Below are 26299 nucleotides of genomic sequence, written 5' to 3' on the forward strand. Positions count from 1 at the left end.
ACGGCCGGACCCGACGAGCCGTCGCGGGCTAGCCCTTCGCCGCGCGGGCGCGACGCACGGCCTCGGCGATCATCCTGACGAACATCATTCGGGCGCGGAGGATCGTGCCGAGGCCCCGGATGCCGAGGGGGGTCTGGTTCGCGTCGTGCAGGCGGCGCTCGACCACCACGCGATCCAGGTGACGGATGCTGCGCCGCACGTTCCCGGTGATCGCGATCCAGATGTCGTGCGACTCGACGACGAACCCCGGCACGGGCAGCAGCCCGTCGGCGATCACCTCGCGCCGGAACCCCATGGCACAGCCGAAGTAGGGCCGGTAGCCGATCAGGACGGCGAAGAGGTTCGCGAGGTGCCGCCGCGATCCGGCCGCGCGGAGCGGCGGGTACCACAGACGCGCCCCGTCGCGACCGAGGATGGAGTGGTTGCCCGCGACGACGAGCGACGACCGCAGGCCCTCGATCATCGCCTCGTGGCGCCCCGGGGTCCAGACGTCGTCCTGGTCCGAGAGGAAGACGTAGCGGCCTCGGGCCCGGCGGATGGCCGTCTCGAAGGCGCGCACGTAGCCGAGGTTGCGATCGGTGCTGGTCAGGAGGACCCGCGACTCCCCCAGCCGGGCGACGGTCTGGATGATCGTGGCCACGGTGTCGTCGGGCGACCGGTCGTCGACGATGACGAGTTCGTCGTCGGGCCCGAGCTGCGCGACGATCGACTCGATCTGCTCGGCGACGTAGGCCGCACCGCGGTAGGTGGCCATGCAGACGCTGGCGCGGATCTCGCCGCTCACCGCGCCTCCCCCGGCTCCGTGGCGGCCGGCGCACCCGCGTCGGTGTCGGCCCGGTCGCGGCGGAGGGCGGCGAGGTGGATGACGAGCCCGGCGACCGGCCCGATCAGGAGGCTCAGCACGGCCCGCAGTTCGAGGTCGAGGGGCAGCAGGAGGATGACGATCGCGAGCACGGTGGAGGCGATCCAGCCCGCGGAGTAGGCGCGGTGGCGGTCGACCGCGAGGCAGACGGCACCGGTGAGCGTGACGATCGCGAGCATCCCGGCCGCCAGCACGAGGCCCGCGATCGTCCAGGGCCCGACGACGTAGGTCGGGCCGTAGACCAGGGTCAACAGGAACGGGCCGAGCAGCGCCCCCAGCACCGCCCCGACCGCAGCGATCAGCACGATCAGCCGGGCCACCGGCACCAGCGCGCGCACCCCGGCCTGCCGGTTGGCGACGAAGTGGGCGATCGCGACGCCCTGGTAGGCGTTGAGCGGGATGAGCAGCGGCGCACGTGTGAAGGTCACGGCGACCAGCAGCGGGGCGGCCGCGGCGTAGGCCTCGGTGCTCGAGGTCAGGCTGAGGATGACGGGGAAGCCGACGACCAGCACCGCGCTCGCGCCCGACGCCAGGCAGGCGTGCCCGATGCGGGAGAGGAAGACTCTGAGCCCTACGTCGGCGCGCGCCCCGGCGGCCTGCCGGAGCACGGGCGAGAAGGCGAGGCCGATCAACCAGGTCACCGAGGCGACGCTCGCGGCGACGGCGAAGCCCGCGACCGAGGCGGCGACCAGCGCCGCGACCACGATCAGGCCGATCCGGAGCAGCGAGTCGCCGATCACCAGGCGGGCGTAGGTCGACCACTGCAGCCGGCCGCCGAGGATGCCGACGATGGTCGCGTGCCCGGAGAACAGGGCGATCGAGCAGCTGAGCGGGAGGGCGAGGAACGCGAACGAGTCACCCAGGAGGATCGGCGCCCAGACCAGGCTCGATGCCCAGAGCAGCACGCCGACACCGAGACCGACAGCGAGGCCGACCACGAGCATCCGGGGTTCGCGGCGCGAGTCGGCGGGCCCGGGGAGGCGGTCGCTCGCGTGCACCGCACGGGTGCTCTCAGCCGAGAGTCCGCCGAGAATCCCGAACCAGGCGAACAGGAACGACCAGAACGCCATGAACGTGCTCGTGTCCGGGATGGAGAGCATCTTCGGCACGATGATCACGACCGCGAAGCCCGCGAGAGCGGAGATCAAGGACGCCGCGCCGACGCCCACGAAGGACCGCCGACCGATGGTGGGCGGTGCCGCGTCGGTCATAGAGTGCAAGCATAGTAGTCGCCCCCGTGGATGGTCCGGGGGCCAGAAAGGCTCCCGTGAACCCGAACGAGAACCCCGACGACGAGCAGTCTCCCCGGCACGAGCCCCGGCACGCGGCCGAGCCGGAACAGACGATCACGATCGAACCCGAACCCGAACCCGAACCCGAACCGGCATCCGAGGCCGCCCCGGCCCCGGCCGAGCGCCCCCTGCGCGACCGGGTCGCCGCGATCGTGACCTCGTTCCACCCCGGCGACGCCCTGCTCCCCCTCGTCCACTCCCTGGTCGACCAGGCCGGCTACGTCGTCGTGGTCGACGACGGGAGCGGCCCCTCGGCGGATGCCGTGCTCGACGCGGTCGCGCACGCCGGGGCCGAGGTCATCCGGCACGAGCGCAACAGCGGCATCGCCGCGGCCCTCGACACCGGTCTCGCGGTCGCCTGGGTCGGCCCCGACGAGGCGCCGGACTGGTTCGCGACCTTCGACCAGGACTCCTCGATCGACGAGCACTTCCTCCAGACCCTGGTCGACACCGCGCGGGCCGCCGAGGCCGCCGGGGTGCCGGTCGGCCTCGTCGCGCCGGCGCAGGTCGAGGGTCTCCCCTCCGTCGCGAGCGGCTCCGTCCGCGGCTTCCCGGTCACCCGCACGCCGATCCAGTCGGGGCTGCTGATCCCGGTCACGACCGTCCGCGACGTCGGCGACTTCACCCGCGAGCTGGTGATCGACGGCGTCGACACCGACTACGGGATGCGGGTGGCCCGCCTGGGTCGCCAGACCGTGCTCTCGGCCGGGGCCACGCTCGGCCACCGGCTCGGCAGCCGACTCACGCCGACGATCGCCGGCCGCCCGGTCTCGATCGGCGGCGAGAGGCTCGAGCTCGTCGTCGGGGCGCCGTTCCGCTACTACTACCTGCTCCGCAACCGCATCCTGCTGAACCGGATGCACGGCCCGCGCAACCGGCGCTGGATGCTGGGCGCCACGCTCGCCGACCTCCGGCACTGCCTGATCGTGCTCGCCTTCGCACCGCAGCGCCTCCGCCGCCTCACGGCGATGGCGGTCGGGGTGCGCGACGGCTGGCGCGGCCGCGGCGGCCGCATCCCGGAGCGCCTGGAACGTCGCCTGGGCTGACCCGGGAACCGATTGCGGGGCCGCCCGCTCAGCCCGTGGGCTCGAGCACCTCGCAGGGCACCTCGGCGAACCAGCCCGACGGCTGGATCGGGATCGCGAGCTCGTCGGGCGGATCGGCGACCGCGCACTGCCCCTCGAGCTCCTGCACGGTGACGGGCCAGCTGGGTCCGCCCTGCCGCTGCGTCGTCGTCACGGTCGTGATCTGGAACGCGGCCAGCAGCACGCCGGCCACCAGCACGACGATCGGCACCACCCGCATCCCGCGACGACGGAGCACCGCCAGGAGGATCAGCACGATCCCGGCGACGAACATGCCCGGTGCGACGCCGTAGCGGAGCACCCCGTACCCGCCCCAGGCCTCGTCGGAGTAGCCGCCGTAGAAGAACTGCGGATTCGGGTTGAGCGTGAAGCCGGCGGTCCAGACGACGACCGCGCTCCAGGCCAGCATCACGGCGGCGACCCGTTCGGGGCGCCGACCCCACCAGAGCGCGAGGGCGAGCAGGGCCAGCGCGCCGAGCGCGACCGGCACGGCGACGATCGATCCCAGGTGCACGACCAGGGTCGCGGCGCGACCCGGCCCGGCCCACGGGGTGATGACCGCGTTCACCACGAAGCCGAGGAAGGTCGACCAGGCGTCCGGCCACGCGCCGTCGCGACCGGTCCGCGGGCTCAGCACGGTCGTCAGCAGCTGCGCGGCGATGCCGAGCGCGAGGCCGGCACGCACCGGCAACCCGAGCCGGTCGCGCCAGCGGTAGAGCACGAACGGGAGCACCACCGCGGCCTGGATCTCGGTGAGCCCGACCACGAGCGCCGCGACCCCCAGCAGCACGGCCCCCGCGCGCGACCGGGGCCTCACCAGCAGGAGCCAGGGCGCGAGCCAGAGCAGGATGCCGTGCACGTTGGCCGCGTTGCCCAGCACCTCGAAAGTCACCGTCGGCAGGGCGACCGCCACGAAGCCCAGCGCGATGCGGGCCGGCAGCCACCCGATCACGTCCCGCGAGCAGACGTAGACCAGGGCGCCGACTCCCCCGGCGACCAGGCAGGCGAGCGCCGTGATCCCGATCGCGTAGCGCTCGATCGGCAGCACGCTCACGGCGAGGTCGGCGAGGATCCGCGGCACCAGGTGCAGGTACCCGTCGTAGGGCGTGAACCACTGTGCGAAGGGGCCGCCGTCGAGCCGCTCCCGCAGGAAGATCGCGCCGTCCTCGGCCCAGACCACGTTGCCGTCGCGCCACGGGATGCGGAGGAAACCCAGCACGGCCGCCACGAGACCGAGCACGACGGCCGTCGGCCCCTCGTGCCGGCGGATGAAGGCGGCGATCCGGGCCATCAGGACGCCTGGGCCGGAAAGGGGCCCAGGCCGATCGCCGGATCCCTGGCCGGGCCGCCCGCCGGGCGCGCCCGGATCCCGCACCTGCGTGCTCGACCCTGTCTCGTCCGGCGTCACCTGGCTCCCTCTGCTGACACGATAGAGCACCCTCCCCGGCGGGTGCGTGCGCCGAGCCGCGCGGGCACTCGGCGGGCGGGTGCGTCCGCCGGGCCGCGCGAGGCCCCGTGGCTATGATGGGGGGCATGCCGGCCGCCCTCGAACGCACGCTCATCGTGATGCCCGCGTTCAACGAGGAGGAGGCCGTCGGCGCCGTCGTGCGCGAGGTCTTCGAGACGCTCCCCGGCGTGCACTGCCTGGTCGTCGACGACGGTTCCGAGGACGACACCGCGCGCCGCGCCGAGGCCGCCGGCGCGACGGTGCTCCGCCTGCCGATCAACCTCGGGGTCGGCGGCGCCATGCGCGCGGGCTTCAAGTACGCGCTCGCCAAGGGCTTCGACAACGTCGTGCAGGTCGACTCGGACGGGCAGCACGACCCGGCCGGCGTCACCGAGCTGCTGGCCGGTCTCGACCGCTACGACCTCGTGCTCGGCGCCCGGTTCGCGGGCGTGGGCGAGTACGCGGTCCGCGGGCCCCGTCGCTGGGCGATGCGCGCGCTCTCGGGCATCCTGAGCCGGCTGACCGGCACCATGCTCACCGACACCACCTCGGGCTTCCGCGCGAGCGGGCCGCGGGCCGTCGCGCTGTTCGCCCAGCACTACCCCTCCGAATACCTCGGCGACACGGTCGAGTCGCTCGTGATCGCCTCGAGGTCGAAGCTCTCCGTCGCGCAGGTGCCGGTCGCGATGCGACCGCGTGCCGGTGGAGTGCCCTCGCACAACCCGTACAAGGCGGCCGTCTACCTGGGGCGGGCGGGCATGGCCCTGTTCGTCGCCCTCATCCGCCCGCCCGTCCTCGTTCCGAAGCCGGTCGCCGCGGGATGAGTCTCGCCGTCTACATCCTCGGCATCGTCGCCGCCCTCTTCACGCTCGGGGTGGTGATCGAGTCGCTGCGCCGTCGCCACCTCCGCGAGCGGCACGCGATCTGGTGGCTGGGGGCCGGGCTGATCGCCCTGGTGATCGGCATCTTCCCGAACCTGCTCGGGATCGTCGCGGGCTGGCTGGGCGTCACCGTTCCGATCAACCTCGTCTTCTTCCTCAGCATCGCGGTGCTGTTCCTCGTCTCCATCCAGCACTCGGGCGAGCTCACCGAACTCGAGAGCGAGACCCGCACCCTCGCCGAGGCCGTCGCCCTGCAGGAGCTCCGCATCAAGGAGCTCGAACGCTCGCTCGCCGAGGCGCTCGGCCCCAAAAGGAACCCATGACCCTCGCACCACCCGGTTCCCCGGCCCGCACGACGACGGCGCCCGCCCGCCCCCGGTCGGTTCTGATCCTCTTCGTGCTGCCCTGGCTGCTGCTGTCGCTGCTCAGCGCGCTCTGGGCCCTCGCCACCCCGATCGGCGGCTCGCCCGACGAGCCGGCGCACGTGGTCAAGGCCGGTTCCGTGGTGCGCGGCGAGTTCGTGCCGTCGTCGATGATCCCGGAGGGCGGCGTGCTGCGCGTGCCAGCCGCGCTCGCCTTCGAGTACCAGCAGAGCTGCTTCGCCTTCCAGGGGGACACGGCGGCGACCTGCGCCCCCGCGTTCACCGGGGATCCCGGAGCCCTCGTCGAGTCGTACTCCTCGGCCAGCCTCTACGACCCGGTGTACTACCTGCTCGTGGGCTGGCCCTCGCTCCTCTCCCCCGACGATGCGGGCATCTATGGGATGCGGATCGTGAGCGCCGTGCTCTGCTCCTTCTTCGTGGCCGCCTGCTTCTGGATGATCGGGGCCTGGCCGCGCCGCCGGCTGCCGGCCCTCGGGGTGCTGATCGGTCTCACCCCGATCGCCGTCTACCTCCTGGGCACGGTCAACCCCAACGCGCTCGAGTTCACCGGAGGGCTCGCGATCGTCACGGGGATGCTCGGCATCGTCCTGCACCCGGAGGAGCGCCTGCTGCGCTCCCGCCTCGCGCTCGTCGTCGTGGCCTCGGCGCTCGTCGCGAACACGCGCGGCATCTCGCCGCTCTGGGTCGCCCTGCTCCTGCTGACGCCGCTCGTGCTGCTGCGCGGCCGCGCGATCCTCGCGCTCCTGCGCCGCCCGGTCGTGATCGTCTCGATCGTGCTGATCGCCGCGGCCGCCGCCTTCAGCGCCTGGTGGACCGTCTCGACCAACACCCTCGGCACCGGCCCGAGCACCGGCCCCGACGTCGTCTCGACGGCCCCGGGCGTCGGCCTCACCCCGGTTCAGGGCTTCTTCGGACTGATCGGGATGTTCTACCCGCAGCTGCGCCAGATGGTCGGCATCCTCGGCTGGCTCGACACCCCGCTGAGCCCGCCGGTCTACTACATCTCCTACCTGCTGTTCGCCCTGCTCGTGGTCGGCACCGCACTCTGGGTGCGCGGGCGCGCCCTGGTGTACGTGGTCGTCCTGGCGCTGCTGTTCTTCTTCCTCCCCCCGCTCATCCAGGCCGCGTACGTCACGCGCGGCGGCTACATCTGGCAGGGGCGGTACACGCTGGTGCTGCTGATGGCGCTGCTGATCTCGATGGCGGCCTGCATCGCCTCCTCCGAGCGGTTCCGGCGTCGGGAGGAGGCCGCTGGCGGAAGCCGGGTGCTCGCCCGGGTGCTGCGCATCCTGCCCTGGGCCGTCGGCGCCCTGTGGACCATCGGGGTCGTCTGGTCGTTCGCGACCACCCTCCGCCGGTTCTCGGTCGGCTACAGCGTCGACTGGGCCCTGATGGTCGAGCCGCAGGCCTGGGCGCCCCCCGTGGGCGTCGTGCCGCTCGTCGTCCTGTTCGCCCTCACGGCGGCCGCCTTCGCGGTCTCCGTCGTCCTCGCCGGGCGCGACCGCGCACCGGCACTCTCCGATGAAAGGTCATGACCATGGTTGATGCCCAGACGACCGAGGCGTACGACGCCCTCGTCCTCCAGCTGAGCGACGAGGACGGCGTGGCCGTCACGCCCGACGGCCTGCTCGTGCACGGCAAGCTGTTCGCGTTCCTGGACGGCGACGCTCTCGTCGTCGAGCTGCCCGAGGCGCGCGCCACCGACCTGCGCGAGCGGGGTCAGGCCTTCGGCTTCACCGGCGGCGGCCACGAGCTCCGCGACTGGGTGACCATCCGCGACCTCGAGCTCTGGCCCGAACTCGCCCGCGAGGCGCACGAGTTCGTCGGCGAGCCCCCCGTGGGCGGCCAGTCCTAGCACGGGCGCACGCCGGTACGACGAAGGCCCAGGACGTCACCGTCCTGGGCCTTCTGCGTGAGCGGCCACCGGGAAGCCGGTGACGGGTCGGGTTCTCCGCGGATCAGGCCTGCTGGGCCGCGATCCACTCCTGCAGACCGGCGACGCCGCGGTCGACGTCCCACTCCGGGGTCCACTCGAAGGTGGCCAGCGTGTCCTCGATCGAGCACTCGGCGTGGCGCACGTCGCCGTCGCGGTACTTGCCGGTGATGTGCGGCTCGGGGGCGCCGTGGAAGCGGGCGATCGACTCGGCGAGCTGCAGGATGGTCGTGCCGACTCCCGAGCCGATGTCGCGCACGAGCACGCCCGGCTCGGCCGGCTTCGCGAGCGCCGCCACGAAGGCGTCGGCCACGTCGTCGATGTAGACGAAGTCGCGAGTGATCCGGCCGTCCTCGTAGATCGGGACGCTCTGCCCCTTCATCGCCAGCTGCGAGAAGAGCGAGACGATGCCGGTGTAGGGGTTCGACAGCGACTGGCCGGGGCCGTAGACGTTCTGCAGGCGGAGGGCCGTGAGCGAGGTGTCGCGCGCGTTGACCCAGGCGGCCAGCACGTGCTCCTGCGCGAGCTTGGTGGCGCCGTAGACGCTGGTCGGCGCCGGCACGGTGCGGGAGGCGATCGAGGGCAGCGGGGTCGCGTCCGGGAAGTCCCACTGACCGGCCTCGAACTGCGCGTGCGAGCGCTGGCCGGGGTAGAATACCTCGCCGTCGCCCTTCTGCCACGCACCCTCGCCGTAGACCGCGCGGCTGGAGGAGAGGAAGAAGCGCTCGGGCACGATGCCGTGGCGACCCAGCGCATCCGTCATCTGGGTCGTGCCGACCACGTTGACGTGGGAGTGGCGGGTCGCCTCGTCGAGCGACTGCGCGGTGCCGGTCTCGGCGGCCAGGTGGAACACGATGGTGGGCTGGATGTCGGCGAGCACCGCATCCCAGACGGCCGGGTCGGTCACGTCGCCGACCACGAGCTCGGCGGCCTCGTGCAGGTCGGCGGGGCGCTCCTGCACGGGGTGCACCTGCGGGTGCAGCGAGTCGATCACGACCCACCGCCCGACCTGGCCGGCCAGGCGCTGGGAGAGGGCGCATCCGATGAAGCCGGCCCCTCCGGTGACGACGACGCGGTACTGGGAGAGATCAGGCATGTGATGCGCTTCTTTCGTGTTTCGTGATCGGGGCCGGGTCGCGGCCAAGCCACCACTGTAGTACGGGCGCCCCGCTACTTCGTGACGGTGTAGCAGCCCAGCAGGCTGTTGTCGCCGATGTACTGGTTGATGGCGTAGGCGCAGATCTGGTGGGTGCCGGGTGAGGCGGGGAACTGCACGCCGAAGCCGTGGTTCGTGCCCCAGGCCGCCGGGAACACGCCGCCCAGGTCGGTGCGACCCGCGTTGGCGGTTGTCGCTCCGGCGAAGGCGCCGTCCAGGTAGACGTGCACGTCGATCGAGGCGCCGGTGTCGGGGTCGGCCGCGTAGCCGTAGACGCCGAGGTTGTTGCCGAAGGGGCCGATGTACTCGACCTTGCCCTGCGGGTTGCCGCTGACCGTCGTGTCCATGCAGGCGAAGGCGTTGTTCGAGCCGTAGCCCGTGTTCAGCCCCCAGGCGCAGATGGTGTGGGTACCGGGGAAGATCTGGGTCGTCACGCCGAAGCCGTGGTTGACCCCCCAGGCGGCGGGGATGCTCTTGTCCTTCAGGTCTGCTCGGCCGGCGTTCGCGGTGCCGCTCGCGCCGTACTTGCCGTCGACGTTGATCTGCACGCCGATCGGGTCGGCCGTGTCCTTGTCGTAGCTCCAGCCGTAGACCGAGATCTGACCGAAGCTCTGCACCATGTTCTCGATGGCCCCGGTCGGCGAGCCGCCGATCTCCACCACGTTGCAGCTGAGCTCGCGGTTCTGGCCCGAGGCGACGTTGATGCCCCAGAGGCAGATCGTGTGCTTGCCCGCCGGGACGGTGAGCTTGTTCATGAACCCGTGGTTCGACCCGTAGGCGTCGAGGATGCCCAGGCCCGTGCGCTTGTTGTCGGCCTTCATGGTCGTCAGGTAGTTGCCGTCGAGGTTGAACTGGATGTCGATCGGGTCGACCGTGTCCGGATCGAGCGCGTAGCCGTAGGCCGTGATCGTGCCGGGCGACTCCTGGTTCAGCACCTCGACCTGGCCCATCGGCGCGCCGCCCTGGGTCACGTCGATGCACTGCACCTCTTTGTTCTGCCCGCCGCCGGTGTTGATGCCCCAGAGGCAGATGCGGTGCGGGCCGGGAGAGGTCTTCACGATCAGGTTGAAGCCGTGCTTGTCGCCGAAGCCGGGGTAGCGGGCGGCGATGTCCGGGCGCGAGCCGTTCGCCAGCACCTGGCCGCCGTAGCGGCCGTCGACGTTCACCTGCATCGTGATCGGCGAGGCGGTGTCGAGGTCGAGCCCCCAGCCGAAGACGGCGAAGCCGCCCGGCTGCTGCACGATCGTGTCGATCGAACCGGTGGGGTCCCCACCGACCGTCACGGTCCAGCAGCCGAACTCGATGTTGCGGCCCGAGCCGACGTTGATGCCCCAGACGCAGATCCGTTGCACGCCGGCGGGCACCGGCACGTTCAGCGCGAAGCCGTGGTTGTTGCCGAGGCCGTAGCGCTGGCCCACATCGGTGCGCACCGCGTCGGCGGTCGCGGTGGTGAGGTAGTTGCCGTTGAGGTTCACCTGCACCTGGATGGGGTTCGAGGTGTCCGAATCCAGGGCCCAGCCCCAGATCCCGACGCCGCCGGGGACCGCCTGCAGCACGTCGACGCTGCCGATCGGGGACTGCTCGACCGGTGAGCCGAACCAGTCCCAGAACATCCGCCAGAAGTTGCGGTTGCCGTAGGCCGAGCAGCCGTCGCCGGTGCCGTAGAGGTTCGCGAGCGCGGCGGCGTTGGGCTGGTAGGGCGTGTAGTTGTACAGGTTCGCGGTGGCCTGGTTCTTGATGTTCAGCGTCGTGCCGCCGCAGTCGGCGTTCGGGTGGTACTGCACGTAGGTGCTGCCGACCCGGTAGCGCCACTCGCCGGGGTTCACCGTGTACTCACGGAACTGCCAGGCCGAACGGTAGACCTGGTTGAAGAAGCCGAAGTAGAGGGAGTTGCAGGCCGCCGTGTCCGGGCAGCCCCAGCCCATCGTGCGCTCGTAGCCGTAGGCGCTCGGGTTCGTCAGGAGCGACTGCTCCTTCTGCATCAGCACGAGCAGCACCTTGGGGCTGATGCCGCAGGCGACCGCGACCTTCGCGATGATGCGCGCGGCGCTCTCCGAGGCGGCGCCGGTGTACTGGGTGCAGTGGCCGGCCCCCTGAGCGCCCTTGGTCGGGGTGCTCTCGCGGTAGTCCTTGAGGCAGGGCACGCCGTCGCGCGGCGTGCAGTTCTGACTCTGGATGAAGTTCTGGATGCCCTGCTCGTTCATCGACCCCGAGTCGAAGAACTGGGTGTCGCTGATGATGTTCGAGGGATCGAAGGTGCCACCGGGAGCCGCGACCGCCGCCGGGGCGGGGGCCGCACTGACGCTGTAGACCAGTCCGCTCGCCGCGACCACCATGGCGATCGCGAGCGCGATGGTCCTGAACATCCGATGTGCAGCCATGTCGCTCCGTGTTTCCCCATAAATCGATCGGTCGACCTCAATATAGGGTTCGGACGCCATACTCTGCCCTCGACAGGCGGGTGTCGAGACGGATTCGATACCCTTGACGGATGCGCGCCCTGCTCGTCAACCACAGCAAGTCCGAATCCGTGCTGGGGGGCGCGGAACGTTCCCTCCTCACGCTCGGCGACGCCTGGACGACGGCAGAACCCGGTCTCGAGCTCGAGGTGGTCACGGCATCGGCCACGGGCCTGCTCGCCGACAGCATCCGCGAGCGCGGCTGGTCGGTCTTCGCGGTCGACTTCTGGCCCTGGGCCCTGCCCTCGCTCTACCGGGCGGGCGAGAACCGCGTGCTCAACGACACCCGCGACGCGAAGGCGGTCCTCGCCATCGCCGACCGCATCCGGGAGACCCGGCCCGACGTGGTCGTGACGAACTCGATCGTGAACCCCTGGGGAGCGGTCGCCGCCGCGATCACCGGAACCCCGCACGTGTGGATCGCCCGCGAGTTCGGCGACCTCGACCACGGCCTCTCGTTCAGCATCGGCGCCGAAGCCTCCTGGGAGGACGCGGGCTTCTTCTCGGACCTCGTGGTCGCGAACTCCGAGGCGGTGCGCGACCACGCCGCCCGGTTCCTGCCGGGGCGCGAGATCCTGGTGGCGTACCCCGAGGTGGCCCTGGATGCGCTCGGGCCGCCGGGGCGGGACGCGGGCGATGCGGCTGTCGCCGGCTCGGCCGGCGTTCCGGGCTCGGCCGACTCGTCGGTCGCGTCTGGCTCTTCCGCCGACCCGACCGCTCCGCTCTCGCTGGTCATGGTGGGCGTCGTCGGCCCCGCCAAGCGCCAGCACCTCGCGATCCGGGCCCTGGCGGGTCTGCGCGACCGCGGCATCGACGCCCGGCTGACCGTGGTCGGCCCGCACGATCATCCCGAGTACCTCCACGACCTCGAAACCGCCGCCCGCTCGCTCGGGGTGGCCGACCGGATCGCGTTCGAGGGCTACCGGGCCGACCCGGCCCCCTTCGTCGACGCGGCCGACGTGGCGCTGATGCTCTCCCGCAGCGAGGCCTTCGGACGCGTGACGCTTGAGTACCTCGCACAGGGCACCCCCGTGGTCGGCATCGGCGTCGGCGGCACCCGCGAGCTGATCGCGGACGGGCACTCGGGCTTCGTCGTCGACGAGCCCGCGGACGCGGACGCGCTCGAGGGGCCGGTCGACGCCCTGGTCGAGGCGATCGCCCGGTACGCCGGAGACCGCGACCTGCTCGCCGCGCACGCCGCCGCGGCGCCCGCCGACGCCGCCGCGATCGCGTCGCGCCATCCGCTCGGCCCGGTGATCGAGGCGATCGGCGAGGTGGCCCGCACGGCGCCGCGCACCCCCAAGCTCCCCCACCTCGCCGAGTACTGGCTGACCCTGCCGGAGGACGCCGAGCTGTGGCGCCGGGAGTGGACCGCCGAGCGCAACCCGAGCCTGGAGTCGACGCTGGCGCAGTTCGCCGCGAGCCGGCGGGCGGTGGCCGATCCGGCCGCGACCGCCGCCGCCGCCGAGACGACTGCCGCATCCGCCGTCGTGCCCCCGCTCACGATCGTGGTGCCCGTCTACGGCGACCTCGACTCGCTCGAGAACTGCCTGCAGAGCGTGCTCGACCACGGTGAACTCGACCGCAACCACCTGCTCGTGGTGAACGACCTGGGCCCCGAGGCCGACCTGCTCGAAGCGCGGGTGCTCGAGCTCATCGCGGATCGCCCGCACGCCCGGTACGAGCGCAACCCGCGGAACCTCGGTTTCGGCGCCACCTGCAACCGCGCCGTGTTCGAGCTCGACGACTCCGAGCGCGACGTGCTGCTGCTCAACAGCGACGCCCGGCTGACACCGGGCGCGGTCGGCGAGATGCAGGCCGTGCTGAACCTCGCCGAGAAGCACGGCGTCGTCTGCCCGCGCACCAACAACGGCACCACCGCCTCCTTCCCCTTCGTCTCCCGGCCGCACCGCGGCCCGGAGGACATCGAGCACTCGCTCCGCAAGTACGCGGCCCTGGTCGACGAGCTGCCGCGCTACACCGTCTCCCCCGTGGCGATCGGTTTCTGCTTCCTGGTCAAGCGCTCGGTCGTGCGCGACTACGGCCTGTTCGACGAGGTCTTCAACCCGGGCTACAGCGAGGAGAACGACTACTGCCTCCGGATCAACCGGTTCGGCTACTCGGCGCTCTTCGCCAACCACGCCTACGTCATCCACGAGGGCTCGCGCAGCTTCGAGGAGAGCTCGATCGACACCCAGCGGCTGATCGACCGCAACGCGGCGATCGTGCGCGAGCGGTACCCCTACTTCGAGAAGGCGATCGAGGACTACCTGCGGTTCGAGATGGATGCGGTGGACTGGTTCGCCGACTTCCTCGACGGCGCCGACCCGCACAAGCGCGTGCTGATCGACCTGCACCAGCTGACGCTGCGCTACGACGGCACCTCCCGCAACGCCCTGTCGTTCCTCGGGCTGCTCGCCGAACGCACCCGGCGCGGCGAGCTCGACGTCGAGTTCGTGCTCTCCTCCTCCAAGGAGGCCGTCGCCTTCTTCGACCTCGGCCAGTACGGCTTCCGCACGCTGTGGAACGAGTCGGTCGAGGAGCTGTTCGACCTCGGGCTCGCCCTCGTGCCGATCACCGACGAGAACCAGATCATCAAGCTCAACCGGCTCTGCGCCCGCTGGGTGAACACCCACCTCGACGTGATCGGGGCGCGCATCCTGACCATCCTCGAGAACGACATCGCCCGGCGCGAGGTGCTCAGGGACGCGTTCCGGTTCGCCGACCGCACGGTGGTGATCAGCGAGGCCACGGTGCACGACACGGTCGCGCTCTTCCCCGACCTCCCGGCCGATGCCCGGTCGCGGATGACGGTGGTGCACCAGGGCGCGCCGTCGGTTCCCGTGCTGCGGGCCGGCCGGGGCGCCTCGGCGGTCTCCGAGCGCTACGCCCGCGCGGTCTCCACCCCCGGGTACGTGCTGGTGGTCGGCAACGTCTTCGCCCACAAGCAGCTCCCGGCGGCCACCGCCGCGCTCCGCGGGCAGGGCCGCACGGTCGTTGTCTTCGGCAGCGACGACCTCGACGACGGCGGAGACGTCGTGCCGGTGCCGGGTGGCAGCCTCTCCGACCGTCAGGTCGCCGAGCTCTACGAGGGCGCCGGGCTCGTGGTCTTCCCCTCCTGCTACGAGGGCTTCGGGCTGCCGGTCGCCGAGGCGGCGCGCCACGGCAAGCGCGTGGTGCTGTTCGACACCGAGGTGGCCCACGAGGTGGTCACCGGTCTCGGGCTCGAGGAGTCGGCCGACTTCTTCGCGCGCTTCGACGAGCTGGCCGCCGTGGTCGAGGCCTCGGCGTCGAAGGCGGGCGAGGGCATCGCGCCCACCCCCGGCACCGTGCGCACGCTCGACGCCTACAACGCCGACCTGCTCGACGTCGTGCTGGCCGAGCTCGAGCGACCGGTCGACCTCGACCGGTTGCGGGCGCGGATGGCGCACTTCCGCGCGGTGTCGGTCTATCGCGCACGCACCGAGGAGTACCTGGCCGAGGCCGCCCACTACATCGACCGCACCAGCAAGCGGAAGGCGCTCGTCGTGGTCGACAACGTCGCCGCCCGGGTGCGCGCGGCGCGGGGCACCCTCGGCACGGCCGTGGCGACGCTCCGCGGACTGCCGGGGCGGTTGCGGCCCGGCGGGGAGCGCTGAGGGGCGTTCGCCGGCGCCTCGGCGGTGCCGGCGCTCCTGCGCTGCGGGCGGCGGGCGGCGGGCGATGATGCGGACTCCGCTCGGTCACGATCGGGTCGCGGCCCGGAGAGTCTGACCCCCGCGCGGCGCCCACTCGCTTAGCATCCTTCCGTGCGCACGTTCTGGCTCTCTCTCGGTGCGGCCGCCTCGGTGGCCGCCGTCGTCCTGCTCACCGGCTGTGTGGGCCCCGACACGAGCGGGGGTGTCACGCCCGTGGGTCAGTCGACCGCGACGGCGACCCGATCGGCCAGCCCGACCCCGTCGGCGACACCCACCCCGGCTCCGACGGCGACCTCCGAGCCGACGTACACTCCGCTGCCGCCGGCCGAGGGCCAGGATCCCGCCCCCTCGGACGAGTGGACGACCGAGAGCGTCTACCAGACCTGCGTCGACGCTCCCGACGCCGACCCCGCGAACCCGATCTCGGCGTACTCGCCGGTGGGGCAGAGCCGGGTCGACCAGTCGGGGCCCGGGTACTGGCTCGTCGTGATCCCGGTGACCCGCGCATCCGGAGCCGGACAGCAGGTCTGCTACATCGACGGCGAGCCGGCCTCGCCGAACGTGCAGGTCGCCCCCGCGCTCTGAGCGGAGGGGCGGCGCGGCGCGGCGGCTCAGCCGGCCGGTGCCGTTCAGCCGGCCTGGCCGTGCAGCCGGCTCAGCCGGCCTGGGCGAAGAGCCCGAACACCCGACGACGCTCGCGCGCGCTCGTGGAGCGCCGGGCGCGGAGGAGGGCCGGGGCGAACCGCCGCAGCGACCCGGCGTACAGCCGCCAGCCGGCGCGGTCCAGGTACGGGTCGGCCCGCCTCGGCCCGAAGTCGAGCGCGGCCCGCACCACCGAGCGGAGCACGACCGCGAGAGCGGCTCCGAGCGGCGCGTTCTTCAGCATCGTGAGCGTGCGGTTGCGCATGCTGTACGAGCGGATGAGCGGCGAGTCGTGGTCGCTCGAGCCCGCATGCCGGTGGCGCACCACGGCACCGGGTTCGTAGACGATCTCGTGACCGGCCAGTCGCAGGCGCCAGGAGAGGTCGACGTCTTCGTAGTACATGAAGTAGCGGGTGTCGAAGCCGCCGAGCGCCGCGACCGCCGAGGCGCGGAGGAACACCGCGCCGCCGGTGAAGGCGAAGGGCGGCGGTTCGGCCTCGCCCGCATCCGCCCGTCCGTCCGGACCCAGGCGCCCGCCCGAGGCCACCGGCCGCAGCCAGTCGCGGTCGTAGCAGTTGCCCGAGCGGGTGAGCACGACGCCGGTGCTGTTGAGCAGCTCCTCGCCGTCGTCGGCGGGCGACCAGCGCGCGCCGTCCACGCCGCGCAACGGGCCCGCCTGGTCCGGCACGAACCGCCCCTCGAGCACCACGCGGGCGGCGACCGCGGCGACGCGTCCCGGCCCGGAGAGCAGTCGGCTGACGCCGGCCTCGAGGAAGCCGGGGAGCGCGACGGCATCGTTGTTGAGCAGCACGAGCGCCTCGCCCGACGCCGCGGCGATCCCGCTGGTGACCCCGCCCGCGAAACCCTCGTTGGCGGTGTTGAGCACGACGACCGCCGTGGGGAAGCGGGCACGGAGCGCCGCGGCCGACTCCGGGGTGCCCTCGTTCTCCACGATCACGACCTCGACCGGGAACGAGGTGCTCTGGGCGAGCACCGACTCGACCGCCCGCGCGGTCAGCTCGGGCTGCCGCCAGTTGACGATGATCACGCTGGCTCGGGAACGGTCTGATGCGGCTGCCACGATCCCTCGATGCTACTTGGCTATAGTGAGGAAGGCCACGAGCCGCCCCACCTCATACGTTCGGAGCCTCACGCATGTTCTCTTCCACCGGTTCCGTCTCGGTCGTGATCATCAACTTCCGCGGTGCCGACGACACCATCGAGTGCGTCCGCCAAACCCTCGCCGTCGACTTCCCGGCCGACAAGCTCGAGATCCTCGTGATCGAGAACGGCTCGGGCGACGACAGCCTCGCCCGCCTGACCACCGCCTTCGCCGACGAGAAGCAGGTGCGCATCGTCACCAGCGCCGAGAACCTCGGCTTCACCGGCGGCTGCAACCTCGGAGCGAAGTCGGCCAAGGGCGAGTTCCTGGCCTTCCTGAACAACGACGCGAAGCCGGATGCGGGCTGGGTCACCGCCGCGCTGGCCCAGTTCGACGTGTCCCCCGCGGTCGCCGCCGTCGGCAGCAAGGTGCTCGACTGGGACGGCATCGCGGTCGACTTCGTCGGCCCGGGCCTCACCTGGTTCGGGATGGGTTTCAAGCCCAACCTGGGCCGCGCCGACCGACCCGAGTTCGACGTGCCCCGCGACATCCTCTTCGGCACCGGCTCCGCCCTGTTCGTGCGCCGCACCGTGTTCGCCGAGCTCGGCGGCTTCGACGAGCGCCTGTTCATGTTCTACGACGACGTCGACCTCGGCTGGCGGCTCAACCTCCGCGGCTACCGGGTGCGGTTCGCCCCCGACTCGGTCGTGCGGCACAAGCACCACGGCTCGATGAAGTCGTTCGGCGAGTACCGCGAGGAGTACCTGCTCGAGCGCAACTCGCTGATGGTGCTCTATAAGAACATCGGCGAGGAGAACCTCGGCCGCTTCCTCGCCGGCGCCCTCGCCCTCTCCTCGCGACGCGCGATCGCCAACGGCAAGGTCGACTCCGAGGCCTTCGACATCCGCAATGCCGGCGGGCCGGACGAGCTCGCCGCCGAAGCCCCGACCCCGAAGGGCGTGCTCTCCAGCGTCTACGGCGTCGACCAGTTCGTCGCCGAGCTGCCCACGCTGCAGACCGCGCGCGCCGAGATCCAGTCGACGCGCACCCGCACCGACACCGAGATGTTCCGGCTCTTCGAGGGCTTCTTCTCGCCGCTGAACTTCGACCAGGGCTTCCTCGACGGCTACGAGGCCGTGGTGTCCGGTCTCGGCATCCAGCAGGCGACGCAGCGCACCCGCATCCTCGTCATCACCGGCGACGCCCTGGGCGCGAAGATGGCGGGCCCGGGGCTGCGAGCCTGGAAGATCAGCGAGGCGCTCTCGGCCGAGCACGAGGTGCGGCTGGTGACCTGGAACCGCGCGGCCCGCGAGTCGGACGCCTTCGAGGTGCACCACGTCGACCTGCAGAACGAGCGGCAGATGCGGGTGCACGAGGAGTGGGCCGACGTCATCTTCTTCCAGGGCTACGCCCTGTACCACTTCACGACCCTCCAGGCCTCGAAGAAGGTCATGGTCGTCGACATCTACGACCCGATGCACCTCGAGCAGCTCGAGCAGGGCCGGGAGCACGGCGCGGCGCGCTGGAACCACCAGGTCTCCTCGGCGACCGAGGTACTCAACCAGCAGCTCGCGCGGGGCGACTTCTTCCTCTGCGCCTCCGACCGGCAGCGGCTGTTCTGGCTCGGCCAGCTCGCCGCGCTCGGCCGGGTCAACCCCGACAACTACGCCGCCGACGACAAGCTCGACGGCCTGATCACGCTCGCGCCCTTCGGTATGGACTCCACGCCCCCCGTGAAGACCCGGAAGGCGCTCCGCGGCGTCGTGCCGGGCATCGGCGAGAACGACAAGATCGTGATCTGGGGCGGCGGCATCTACAACTGGTTCGACACGCTCACCCTGGTGCGCGCGGTCGGCAAGGTGGCCGAGACGCACGACGACATCCGGCTGTTCTTCCTGGGCGTCACGCATCCGAATCCGGATGTGCCCGAGATGGCGGTCGTGCAGCAGACCCGGCAGCTCGCCGCCGAGCTCGGACTCACCGACAAGAACGTCTTCTTCAACCAGACCTGGGTCGATCTCGACGACCGCCAGAACTACCTGCTCGAGGCCGACGCCGGTGTCTCGACGCACTACGACCACATCGAGACGACCTTCTCGTTCCGCACCCGCATCCTCGACTACCTCTGGGCGAAGCTGCCGATCGTCACGACCGGCGGCGACTCGTTCGGCGACCTGGTGGCCGCGGAGGGCCTCGGCGTCGCCGTGCCCGAGCGCGACGTGCAGGCGCTGGCCGACGCGCTCGAGAAGGTGCTCTACGACCCGGAGGCCGCCGCCGAGGCGCGCGCCAACGTCTCCCGTGTGCGGGAGGACTTCACCTGGGAGCGCGTGCTCGAGCCGCTGCTCGAGTTCGCCCGTCACCCGGAGCCCGCCCCCGACCGGGCGCTCGAGCTGATCGGCGGCGGGCCGGGTTCCGGCGCCTCCACCGGCCGCTCCCGCGGTCGCCTGGGGCGCGTGGCCGAGCATCCGACGTTCTCGGGGCCGCTGACCAAGGAGGAGAAGTTCCACCGGATCGCGTCGCGCCGGCACGGCTTCCGCCGCGACCTGGCGCTCGCCCGGTTCTACGTCTTCGACGGCGGCGTGCCCATGCTGCGTGAGAAGATCACCTCGCGCCTGGCGTCGTCCCGCGCGTCGAAGTAGCGGCCCGAAAGGTCGTCGGGCGGGTCAGGCCGCCTGGCCTCCGTGGCCGCCCTCGCGCTCCCCGGCCTCGCCGAGGGAGTCGAGGTAGGCCTGGATGGTCGGGTCGGCCTCGCCGGACGCGACCAGCTGACCCTTGTTCAGCCACGCGGCGTGGTCGCACATCTCGCGCACCATCTCCATCGAGTGGCTGACCAGGATGACCGTGCGGCCCTTGTCGCGGAACTCGGAGAACTTGCGGCGGCACTTGTCCTGGAACTCGGCGTCACCGACGGCCAGCACCTCGTCGACGACGAGGATCTGCGGGTCGACGTGGATCGCGATCGAGAAGCCCAGGCGCACGTACATGCCCGAGGAGTAGTTCTTCACCGGCTGGTCGATGAACTCGCTCACGCCCGAGAACTCGACGATCTCGTCGTACTTCGACAGGATCTCCTTGCGGCTCATGCCGAGGATCGATCCGTTCAGGAAGATGTTCTCGCGCCCGGAGAGCTCGGGGTGGAAGCCGGAACCGACCTCCAGCAGCGCTGCCACCTTGCCGTAGGGCGTGATGCTGCCCTTCTCGGGGTAGTAGATCTTGGCGAGGCACTTGAGCAGCGTCGACTTGCCCGATCCGTTGCTGCCGATCAGGCCGAAGGTCGAGCCCTCGGGAACGTCGAAGGAGACGTCGCGAAGGGCCCAGAAGTCCTCGTGCACCGAGCGGCGACCGCGCATGACGGTGGCCTTGAGGGTCTGGTTGCGCTCTTTGTAGAGGCGGAAGCGCTTGCTGATGTCGTCGACACGCACCGCGAGTTTCTGATCGGTCACAGGAGTTCAGCCAGTCCTTTCTCACTGCGCCGGAAGACCAGCACGCCGACGACCAGCGAGACGAGCGCCCAGATCACGATGGTGAGGTAGTCGTTCGGGTCGGGCCAGCGGTTGTCGTACAGCATCTGGCGGAACACGGAGACGAAGCGCTCCATGGGGTTGATCTGGTACACGTCCAGCAGGGTGATGTTGCTGCCGAACAGGCCGCCGATCTCGTCCGACTGGGTCGCGACGAGCTTGATCGGGTAGACGATCGGGGTGAGGTACATCCAGATCTGCAGCAGAATGCTCACGAAGTACTGCGTGTCACGGAAGTGCACGTTGGCGACCGAGAGCATGAGCGCCACACCGGTCGCGAAGACCGCGAGGATGACCATGGTCAGGAGCATCAGCGGGATCCACGGCAGCACGAAGGCGCCGGCGATGCTCAGCGCGATCACGAGCACGGCCATCTCGAACAGCCAGTTGAAGCCGATCGACCCGACGTACGACAGCGGCAGCACGATGCGCGAGAAGTAGACCTTCTGCACCAGCCCCGCGTTGATCAGGAGCGACCCCATGCCGGAGTTGATCACGTTGGAGAAGAAGGTCCACGGCAGGAGGCCGCAGAGCAGCCACAGGGCGAAGACGTTCAGACCGCTGGGGTCACCGGCATCGGGCTGGATGCGGAAGATGAACGAGAACACGAAGGTGTAGACGACCATCGCCGCGAGCGGGTTCGCGAGCGACCAGAGCTGACCGAAGATGGTGCGCTTGTACTGGCCGCGGACTTCGCGAAGGGTCAGGTTCGCCAGGAGTTCCCTCGAAGCGAAGACTTCTTTCAGATATCCCATTCGTCCTCAGTCGCCTACGGTTCACGCACGGGCGCATGACCGCAGACCAATCTAGCCTAATCTCTCCGCACGAAGCCTGAGGGCGCGGTCGGGGCCGCGGTGGAGGCGGCGGTGGAGGTGGCGGCGGATGCGGGGGTCGGCGCCCGGAGCGCGCGTTCGCGGCCGACCGCCGGCAGGTAGAGCAGCGCGCCGATCAGGCTGAAGGCGCCGGCGGCCACGAACGCGATGCCGGTGCCGGCGGTCGCGGCGAGCGGGGTCAGCACGAGCAGCCCGAGACTGTAGCTGCCGCCGGAGATCATCGAGTTGATCGACAGCACGACCGAGCGGGTCGCGGCGCTCGCCTCGCGGTGCAGCAGGGTGCTGTGCAGCGGCCCCGCCGCACCGTGGGTGAGGTAGGCGAGCCCGTAGCCGGCCACCAGCCCGACCGGCCCGAGCGCGAACCCCATCAGGATGACGAAGCCGCCGTTGAGCAGGCGCGTCACGATCGCGGCGCGCGCGACCCCGATGCGGCGGCCGAGCCCGGAGCCGAGGAGGGCTCCCAGGGCGAACAGCCCCCAGGCCGCGGCGGAGACCGGGCCGAACAGTGCCGCCGCCGCGTCCTCGCCACCGAGGAAGCCCGCGAGGCCCACCGGGGTCAGGGTCTCGAACGCGATCATCGCCACGCTCCAGAACACCTCGACGAGCACGAGGCACCGCAGCACCCGCGACCGCCCGAGCAGCCGCACCCCCTCCCCCACCGCCCGAGCCGCCCCGAGCCCCCGCGCCCCGCGCGCCCCCTTGGCCCCGCGCCCCCACGCCCCGCGCGCCCACTTGGCCCCGCGCGCCCACTTCGCCGAGAAGTCACCTTTACGTCCAAGATCCCCGTTTTGGACGTCAAGGTGACTTCTCGGCGAGGTGGGGGTGGGGGTTTCGGTGGGGGTGCGGGTTTTGGTGGGGGTGGGGGTGGGGGTTCGGGGGCGCGCGAGGGTGGGGGTTCGGGGGCGCGCGAGGGCGGGGGTTTGGGCTCGGGCGGGGGCGGGGGTGCGGACCAGGAGGGCCACGAGGGTGGCGTGCAGGGCGAAGAGGGCGGTGGCCACCACGAACGGGAGGACGAGCGCCGAAGCGCCGGCGACGGGATGCCAGGCCACGAGTCCGCCGCCCGCCAGCGCACCCACTGCGATCGCGACCCCCAGCGTGCCGCCGGCCCGGCCGAGACCGCGCTCGATCGGGGCTCCGGGGTCGTCGGCCTGCGCGCTGTCGACGTACCAGGCCTCGAGCGGGCCCGAGTCGAGCGCCCGGAACACTCCCTGCAGCACCATCGCGACCGCGAACATCCAGAACCCGGACGCCACCACCATCAGCAGCGCCGATGCGACGGCCAGCACACCGGACGCGACCAGCACGGGCCGCCGACCCAGCGCATCCGCGACGCCGCCCGTCGGCAGCTCGAGGCCTAGCACGACGAAGCCCTGCACCGCGAGCAGCACCCCGACCTGCGGGAGCGAGAGGCCACGCTCGAGGGGCAGCAGCACGGTCAGCCCGAAGACCACCCCGACGGGGAACCAGCGCGTGGCCGTCAGCAGCACGAACCGCCGCTCGGCCTGACGCGCGGTCAGCGGCGGCCTCACGGCGCGCCGTCCGCCTGCGGGAGCACGGCATCCACCCGCGCGGGCACGGCATCGGCCTGCTGAGGCACGGCGCTGGGCCGCGCGGCAACGGCATCGTGCTGCGGGGGCGCCGACGCGAGCGCGGGCGGGGCGGGGTCCACCTGTGGGGGTGCTGCGGCGGGCTGCGGGGGCGCCGACGCGGGCGCGGGCGGAGCAGTGTCGATGGGGGCGGCGTGGGTGGTGACGTGGATGCGCCGGGCCGCCGGATCGCCCGCCCCGATCGTGCGGTAGCGGTCGAAGAGCGTCTCGAGCTCCGCCCGGAAGCCCTGCAGCTGCGCGGGCGTCACGGTCACGAAGGTGTCCGACAGGCCGAGCAGGTCGACCCACTCGGCCGGCCAGTTCGCCGCCGCGTCCTGCCAGCGCTCGGCCCGGGCGGCGAACTGCCGCAGGTAGTCGCGCTGCAGCCAGCCGAGGGCGGTCTGTGCATCCTCGTCGCCGGCGAAGTCCGAGTCGGTCCAGGTGTGGAAATCGCTCGAGGCCCGCCAGAGCCGGCGCTTGCCGACACCCTCCTCCGTGTCGGTGACGAGCCCGACCCCCTCGAGCGCCCGGAGGTGATAGCTCGTCGCGCCCGTGTTCGAGTCGAGCGCGGCGGCGAGCTCGGTCGCGGTGGCTGGCCCGTCGACCCGCAGTCGCCCGAGGATGCGCGAGCGCAACGGATGCGCGAGCACGCGCACGGCCCGCTCGTCGAGTCGGATGCCGGTGTACGTCTCGTCGCCCATTCCCCGATCCTCTCATGCACAGTTTCTGTGCACAAGTAGTGTGCACGCTCCCGCGATGGACGAGCGCACTACCAGAACCGGGCGACCCCCGCACCCGGGTCGCGGTGTCGGAGGACCTCGGTACGGTGGACCGCGAAGTCCACGACGGAAGGTGCACCATGGCGACTCGGCAGAAGACGGCCCTCCACGAGGCCGCGGTCGCCCTGGGGTTCGACTCCTTGCGCCCGGGCCAGGAGGAGGCGGTCGCCGCCGTCCTCGCCGGCCACGACCTGCTGGCGGTGATGCCGACCGGGCACGGCAAGTCGGCGATCTACCAGCTCGCCGCGCTCACCCTCGGCGGCCTCACCGTGGTGGTCACCCCGCTGATCGCCCTGCAGTGGGACCAGGTGCAGCACCTGGTCGACTCGGGCGCCGACCTCACCGCGGTCGCCATCAACTCCTCACGCACCGAGCACGAGAACGCCGCCTCCTGGGCCGCCCTGGAGGGTGCCACGACCGCGGTCGTCTTCCTCGCCCCCGAGCAGCTGGTCAAGCCCGAGGTGCGCGAACGGCTCAGTGCCCGCGGAGTCACCCAGTTCGTGGTCGACGAGGCGCACTGCGTCTCGGCGTGGGGGCACGATTTCCGGCCCGACTACCTGCGGCTCGGCGAGATCATCGACGACCTGGGTCATCCGGTCACCGTGGCGATGACCGCGACCGGCTCGGCGCCGGTGCGCGAGGACATCGTGGCGAAGCTGCGGCTCCGCGATCCCGAGATCCAGGTCAGCGGCTTCGAGCGCCCCAACCTGCACCTGGCCGTGGTGCGCCACCAGCACGAGTCGGAGAAGCGGCAGGAGGTGCTCGACCGGGTCGCCGGGCTCGAGGCCCCCGGGCTGGTCTACGTCGCCACCCGCCGCGACGCCGAGGAGGTCGCCGAGGCGATCGCCGCGAGCAGCAGCCACCGGGTCCGCGCCTTCCACGGCACGATGCCGGCGAAGGAGAAGAAGACGGTCTACGACGAGTTCCACGCCGGCGAGGTCGATGTCGTCGTCGCCACCTCGGCCTTCGGAATGGGCATCGACAAGGCCGACATCCGCTTCGTCGTGCACGAGTCGATCCCCGAGTCGGTGGACGCGTACTACCAGGAGATCGGCCGGGCCGGCCGTGACGGCGAGCCGGCCGGTGCGGTGCTGTTCTACCGGGAGGAAGACCTGGGGCTGCGCAGCTTCTTCGCGACCTCCACGCCGAGCCCGACCAAGCTCGCGGCGATCGGCACGGCGTTGAAGAAGGCGGAGGCGCCGCTCGAGATCGCCGAACTCGCCGGAGGGACCGGGGTCTCGCCGAGATCGGCGACCCAGCAGCTGAACCTCCTGATCGAGGCCGGCGCGGTCGTGGAGACCGCCGGGTCGTTCGGGCTCGACCCCGAGTGGCAGGGCCGCCCGGTCTCCGCCCTGGTCGAGGCCGCGCAGGAGGCGCAGGAGCAGCGCGACCGCATCGAGCACAGCCGGATCGACATGATGCGGCTGTTCGCCGAGACCGGCGAGTGCCGGCGCCGCTTCATCCTCGGCTACTTCGGCGCCCAGTCCGACCACAACTGCGAGCTCTGCGACAGCTGCGAGTCCGGTGCTGCCGACGCCTATCTCGCCGCGATGGCCGCTCGCCCCGCCGAGACGCAGGCGCAGACGGCGGAGGGGCAGCAGGAGAAGGGCTCCGACACCTCCGACGCACCGGCGGCCGAGGAGTTCGCGGTCGACGAGAAGGTCGAGCACGAGCGCTTCGGCCCCGGCACGGTCGTGAGCGTCGAAGACGACAGGATCACGGTGTTCTTCGAGAAGGAGGGCTACACCGTGCTCTCGCGCGAGCTGATCGCCGAGAAGCAGCTGCTCCGCGGCGAGTAGCCTCCGCCGGTCAGTGGAACAGCACCCCGCCGTTGACGTCGATCGACGCCCCCGTGACGTAGGAGGCCTTGGCCGAGGAGAGGAACTCCACGGCGTCGATGATCGTGCTCGCCGGGCCCGCGATGCCGAGCGGGATCTTGGCCCACTCGATCTCCTTCATCTCGTCGAAGGTGATGCCGCGCGAGGCCGCCTCGTCCTCCAGCGCCTTGCGGTGCATCTGCGTGTCGATGTTGCCCGGGCAGACCACGTTCGCGCGGATGCCCTTCTCCGCCAGCTCGCCCGCGATCGTCTGGGTGAGGTTGATGACGCCGGCCTTGGATGCGCAGTAGGCCGAGAACAGCGCGTGACCCGAGCGGCCGTACCAGGAGCCGATCGTGACGATCGAGGCACCCGCGTGGCTCGGCATGTCGGGGATGAACGCCCGCGCCATCAGGAAGACGCCGCGGAGGTTGATGTTCACCGTGCGGTCCCACTCCTCGATCGGCAGCTCGGTGATCGGGCCGGCCTTCTGCACGACGCCGGCGATCAGCACCAGCACGTCGACGCGATCCGACCAGCCGGCCACCGCGTCCCGCGCCGCATCCACCGACTCGGGTGAGGCCACGTTGCAGACCACCTCGAGCAGCTCGGCGTCCGGGAACTCGCCGCGCAGACCCTCGGCCACCGACGCGAGCACGCCCCCGTCGACGTCGAGCAGGGCGACCCGGTCGCCGAGTCCGGCGTACCGGTGGGCGGCCTCCCGGCCCATTCCCCCGCTCGCACCCGTGATCACTACGGTCCGGCCTCCGGTGGACGTCTCCATCGACACTCCTCGTTGCTCGTTCGCGGCTCTCCGCTGAGCTGCGTTCATCCCAGCTTCACA

The 26299-nt window shown here is 71.4% G+C and carries 20 protein-coding genes; 9 read left to right on the forward strand and 11 right to left on the reverse strand.

Going from position 1 to position 26299, the window contains the following annotated elements; translation table 11 throughout:
• Nucleotides 1–28: 28 nt before the first annotated feature.
• Nucleotides 29–784 carry a glycosyltransferase gene (locus tag AC59HU_RS10655; RefSeq protein ID WP_497223358.1) on the reverse strand — a complete coding sequence of 252 codons (756 nt, stop codon included), beginning with the start codon at nt 782–784 and terminating at the stop codon, nt 29–31.
• Nucleotides 781–2073: a polysaccharide biosynthesis protein gene (locus tag AC59HU_RS10660; protein ID WP_497223359.1), complete on the reverse strand. Its 1293-nt coding sequence runs from the start codon at nt 2071–2073 to the stop codon at nt 781–783. Before AC59HU_RS10660 ends, AC59HU_RS10655 begins: the two co-directional genes overlap by 4 nt.
• Before the next feature lie 56 nt (nt 2074–2129).
• On the opposite strand from AC59HU_RS10660, the gene AC59HU_RS10665 reads away from it, so the two are divergent.
• Nucleotides 2130–3200, forward strand: a complete 1071-nt coding sequence (locus AC59HU_RS10665; RefSeq protein ID WP_497223360.1) for a glycosyltransferase — start codon at nt 2130–2132, stop codon at nt 3198–3200.
• A gap of 28 nt (nt 3201–3228) precedes the next feature.
• Here AC59HU_RS10665 and AC59HU_RS10670 read toward each other — a convergent pair whose 3' ends face one another.
• Nucleotides 3229–4530: a hypothetical protein gene (locus AC59HU_RS10670; RefSeq protein WP_497223361.1), complete on the reverse strand. Its 1302-nt coding sequence runs from the start codon at nt 4528–4530 to the stop codon at nt 3229–3231.
• Between the two features lie 242 nt (nt 4531–4772).
• Here AC59HU_RS10670 and AC59HU_RS10675 point away from each other — a divergent pair, with 242 nt between their 5' ends.
• From AC59HU_RS10675 to AC59HU_RS10690, 4 genes are read left to right on the forward strand one after another with little or no spacing between them, the layout of a single operon-like run.
• Complete coding sequence (locus AC59HU_RS10675) at nt 4773–5510, forward strand: glycosyltransferase family 2 protein (RefSeq protein ID WP_497223362.1); 738 nt, start codon at nt 4773–4775, stop codon at nt 5508–5510.
• Complete coding sequence (locus AC59HU_RS10680) at nt 5507–5890, forward strand: DUF2304 domain-containing protein (protein WP_497223363.1); 384 nt, start codon at nt 5507–5509, stop codon at nt 5888–5890. The genes AC59HU_RS10675 and AC59HU_RS10680 overlap by 4 nt, the downstream gene beginning before the upstream one ends.
• Nucleotides 5887–7485: a DUF2142 domain-containing protein gene (locus AC59HU_RS10685; RefSeq protein WP_497223364.1), complete on the forward strand. Its 1599-nt coding sequence runs from the start codon at nt 5887–5889 to the stop codon at nt 7483–7485. Before AC59HU_RS10680 ends, AC59HU_RS10685 begins: the two co-directional genes overlap by 4 nt.
• Nucleotides 7482–7805, forward strand: coding sequence for a hypothetical protein (locus AC59HU_RS10690; protein WP_497223365.1), 324 nt, complete (start codon nt 7482–7484; stop codon nt 7803–7805). Before AC59HU_RS10685 ends, AC59HU_RS10690 begins: the two co-directional genes overlap by 4 nt.
• A gap of 103 nt (nt 7806–7908) precedes the next feature.
• On the opposite strand, the gene AC59HU_RS10695 is transcribed toward AC59HU_RS10690, so the two are convergent.
• Together AC59HU_RS10695 and AC59HU_RS10700 are read right to left on the reverse strand one after the other, a co-directional pair.
• Nucleotides 7909–8979, reverse strand: coding sequence for an NAD-dependent epimerase/dehydratase family protein (locus tag AC59HU_RS10695; protein ID WP_497223366.1), 1071 nt, complete (start codon nt 8977–8979; stop codon nt 7909–7911).
• A 74-nt stretch (nt 8980–9053) separates the two neighbouring features.
• Nucleotides 9054–11405, reverse strand: coding sequence for a hypothetical protein (locus AC59HU_RS10700; RefSeq protein ID WP_497223367.1), 2352 nt, complete (start codon nt 11403–11405; stop codon nt 9054–9056).
• Between the two features lie 125 nt (nt 11406–11530).
• Here AC59HU_RS10700 and AC59HU_RS10705 point away from each other — a divergent pair, with 125 nt between their 5' ends.
• On the forward strand, nt 11531–15136 hold the full coding sequence (locus tag AC59HU_RS10705; protein ID WP_497223368.1) for a glycosyltransferase: 3606 nt from the start codon (nt 11531–11533) through the stop codon (nt 15134–15136).
• Between the two features lie 150 nt (nt 15137–15286).
• On the forward strand, nt 15287–15760 hold the full coding sequence (locus tag AC59HU_RS10710) for a hypothetical protein (RefSeq protein ID WP_497223369.1): 474 nt from the start codon (nt 15287–15289) through the stop codon (nt 15758–15760).
• 70 nt (nt 15761–15830) lie between these two features.
• On the opposite strand, the gene AC59HU_RS10715 is transcribed toward AC59HU_RS10710, so the two are convergent.
• Nucleotides 15831–16898 carry a glycosyltransferase family 2 protein gene (locus AC59HU_RS10715; protein WP_497223370.1) on the reverse strand — a complete coding sequence of 356 codons (1068 nt, stop codon included), beginning with the start codon at nt 16896–16898 and terminating at the stop codon, nt 15831–15833.
• A gap of 74 nt (nt 16899–16972) precedes the next feature.
• Between AC59HU_RS10715 and AC59HU_RS10720 the strand changes: the two genes are divergently transcribed.
• A complete protein-coding gene (locus AC59HU_RS10720; protein ID WP_497223371.1) occupies nt 16973–19558 on the forward strand; it encodes a glycosyltransferase in 2586 nt (861 codons plus the stop codon).
• Between the two features lie 24 nt (nt 19559–19582).
• Here the strand turns inward: AC59HU_RS10720 and AC59HU_RS10725 are convergent, their stop codons facing one another.
• The 4 genes from AC59HU_RS10725 to AC59HU_RS10740 are packed head-to-tail and all read right to left on the reverse strand — an operon-like array spanning nt 19583 to nt 23560.
• Nucleotides 19583–20362 (reverse strand): ABC transporter ATP-binding protein, encoded by a 780-nt coding sequence (locus AC59HU_RS10725; protein WP_218003806.1) that lies wholly within the window; start codon nt 20360–20362, stop codon nt 19583–19585.
• Entirely contained in the window at nt 20359–21195 is an 837-nt protein-coding gene (locus AC59HU_RS10730) for an ABC transporter permease (RefSeq protein ID WP_497223372.1), read from the reverse strand. The genes AC59HU_RS10725 and AC59HU_RS10730 overlap by 4 nt, the downstream gene beginning before the upstream one ends.
• Before the next feature lie 56 nt (nt 21196–21251).
• The gene (locus AC59HU_RS10735; protein WP_497223373.1) at nt 21252–22802 is read right to left on the reverse strand and encodes an MFS transporter; all 1551 of its coding nucleotides are present in this window, start codon (nt 22800–22802) and stop codon (nt 21252–21254) included.
• A complete protein-coding gene (locus AC59HU_RS10740; protein ID WP_497223374.1) occupies nt 22799–23560 on the reverse strand; it encodes a winged helix-turn-helix domain-containing protein in 762 nt (253 codons plus the stop codon). The genes AC59HU_RS10735 and AC59HU_RS10740 overlap by 4 nt, the downstream gene beginning before the upstream one ends.
• A gap of 158 nt (nt 23561–23718) precedes the next feature.
• Between AC59HU_RS10740 and AC59HU_RS10745 the strand changes: the two genes are divergently transcribed.
• Nucleotides 23719–25437 carry a RecQ family ATP-dependent DNA helicase gene (locus tag AC59HU_RS10745; RefSeq protein ID WP_497223375.1) on the forward strand — a complete coding sequence of 573 codons (1719 nt, stop codon included), beginning with the start codon at nt 23719–23721 and terminating at the stop codon, nt 25435–25437.
• Between the two features lie 10 nt (nt 25438–25447).
• Here the strand turns inward: AC59HU_RS10745 and AC59HU_RS10750 are convergent, their stop codons facing one another.
• A complete protein-coding gene (locus AC59HU_RS10750) occupies nt 25448–26239 on the reverse strand; it encodes an SDR family NAD(P)-dependent oxidoreductase (RefSeq protein WP_497223376.1) in 792 nt (263 codons plus the stop codon).
• Nucleotides 26240–26299 lie beyond the last annotated feature (60 nt).

The sequence above is a fragment of the Herbiconiux sp. 320_LB genome, from assembly GCF_059691755.1.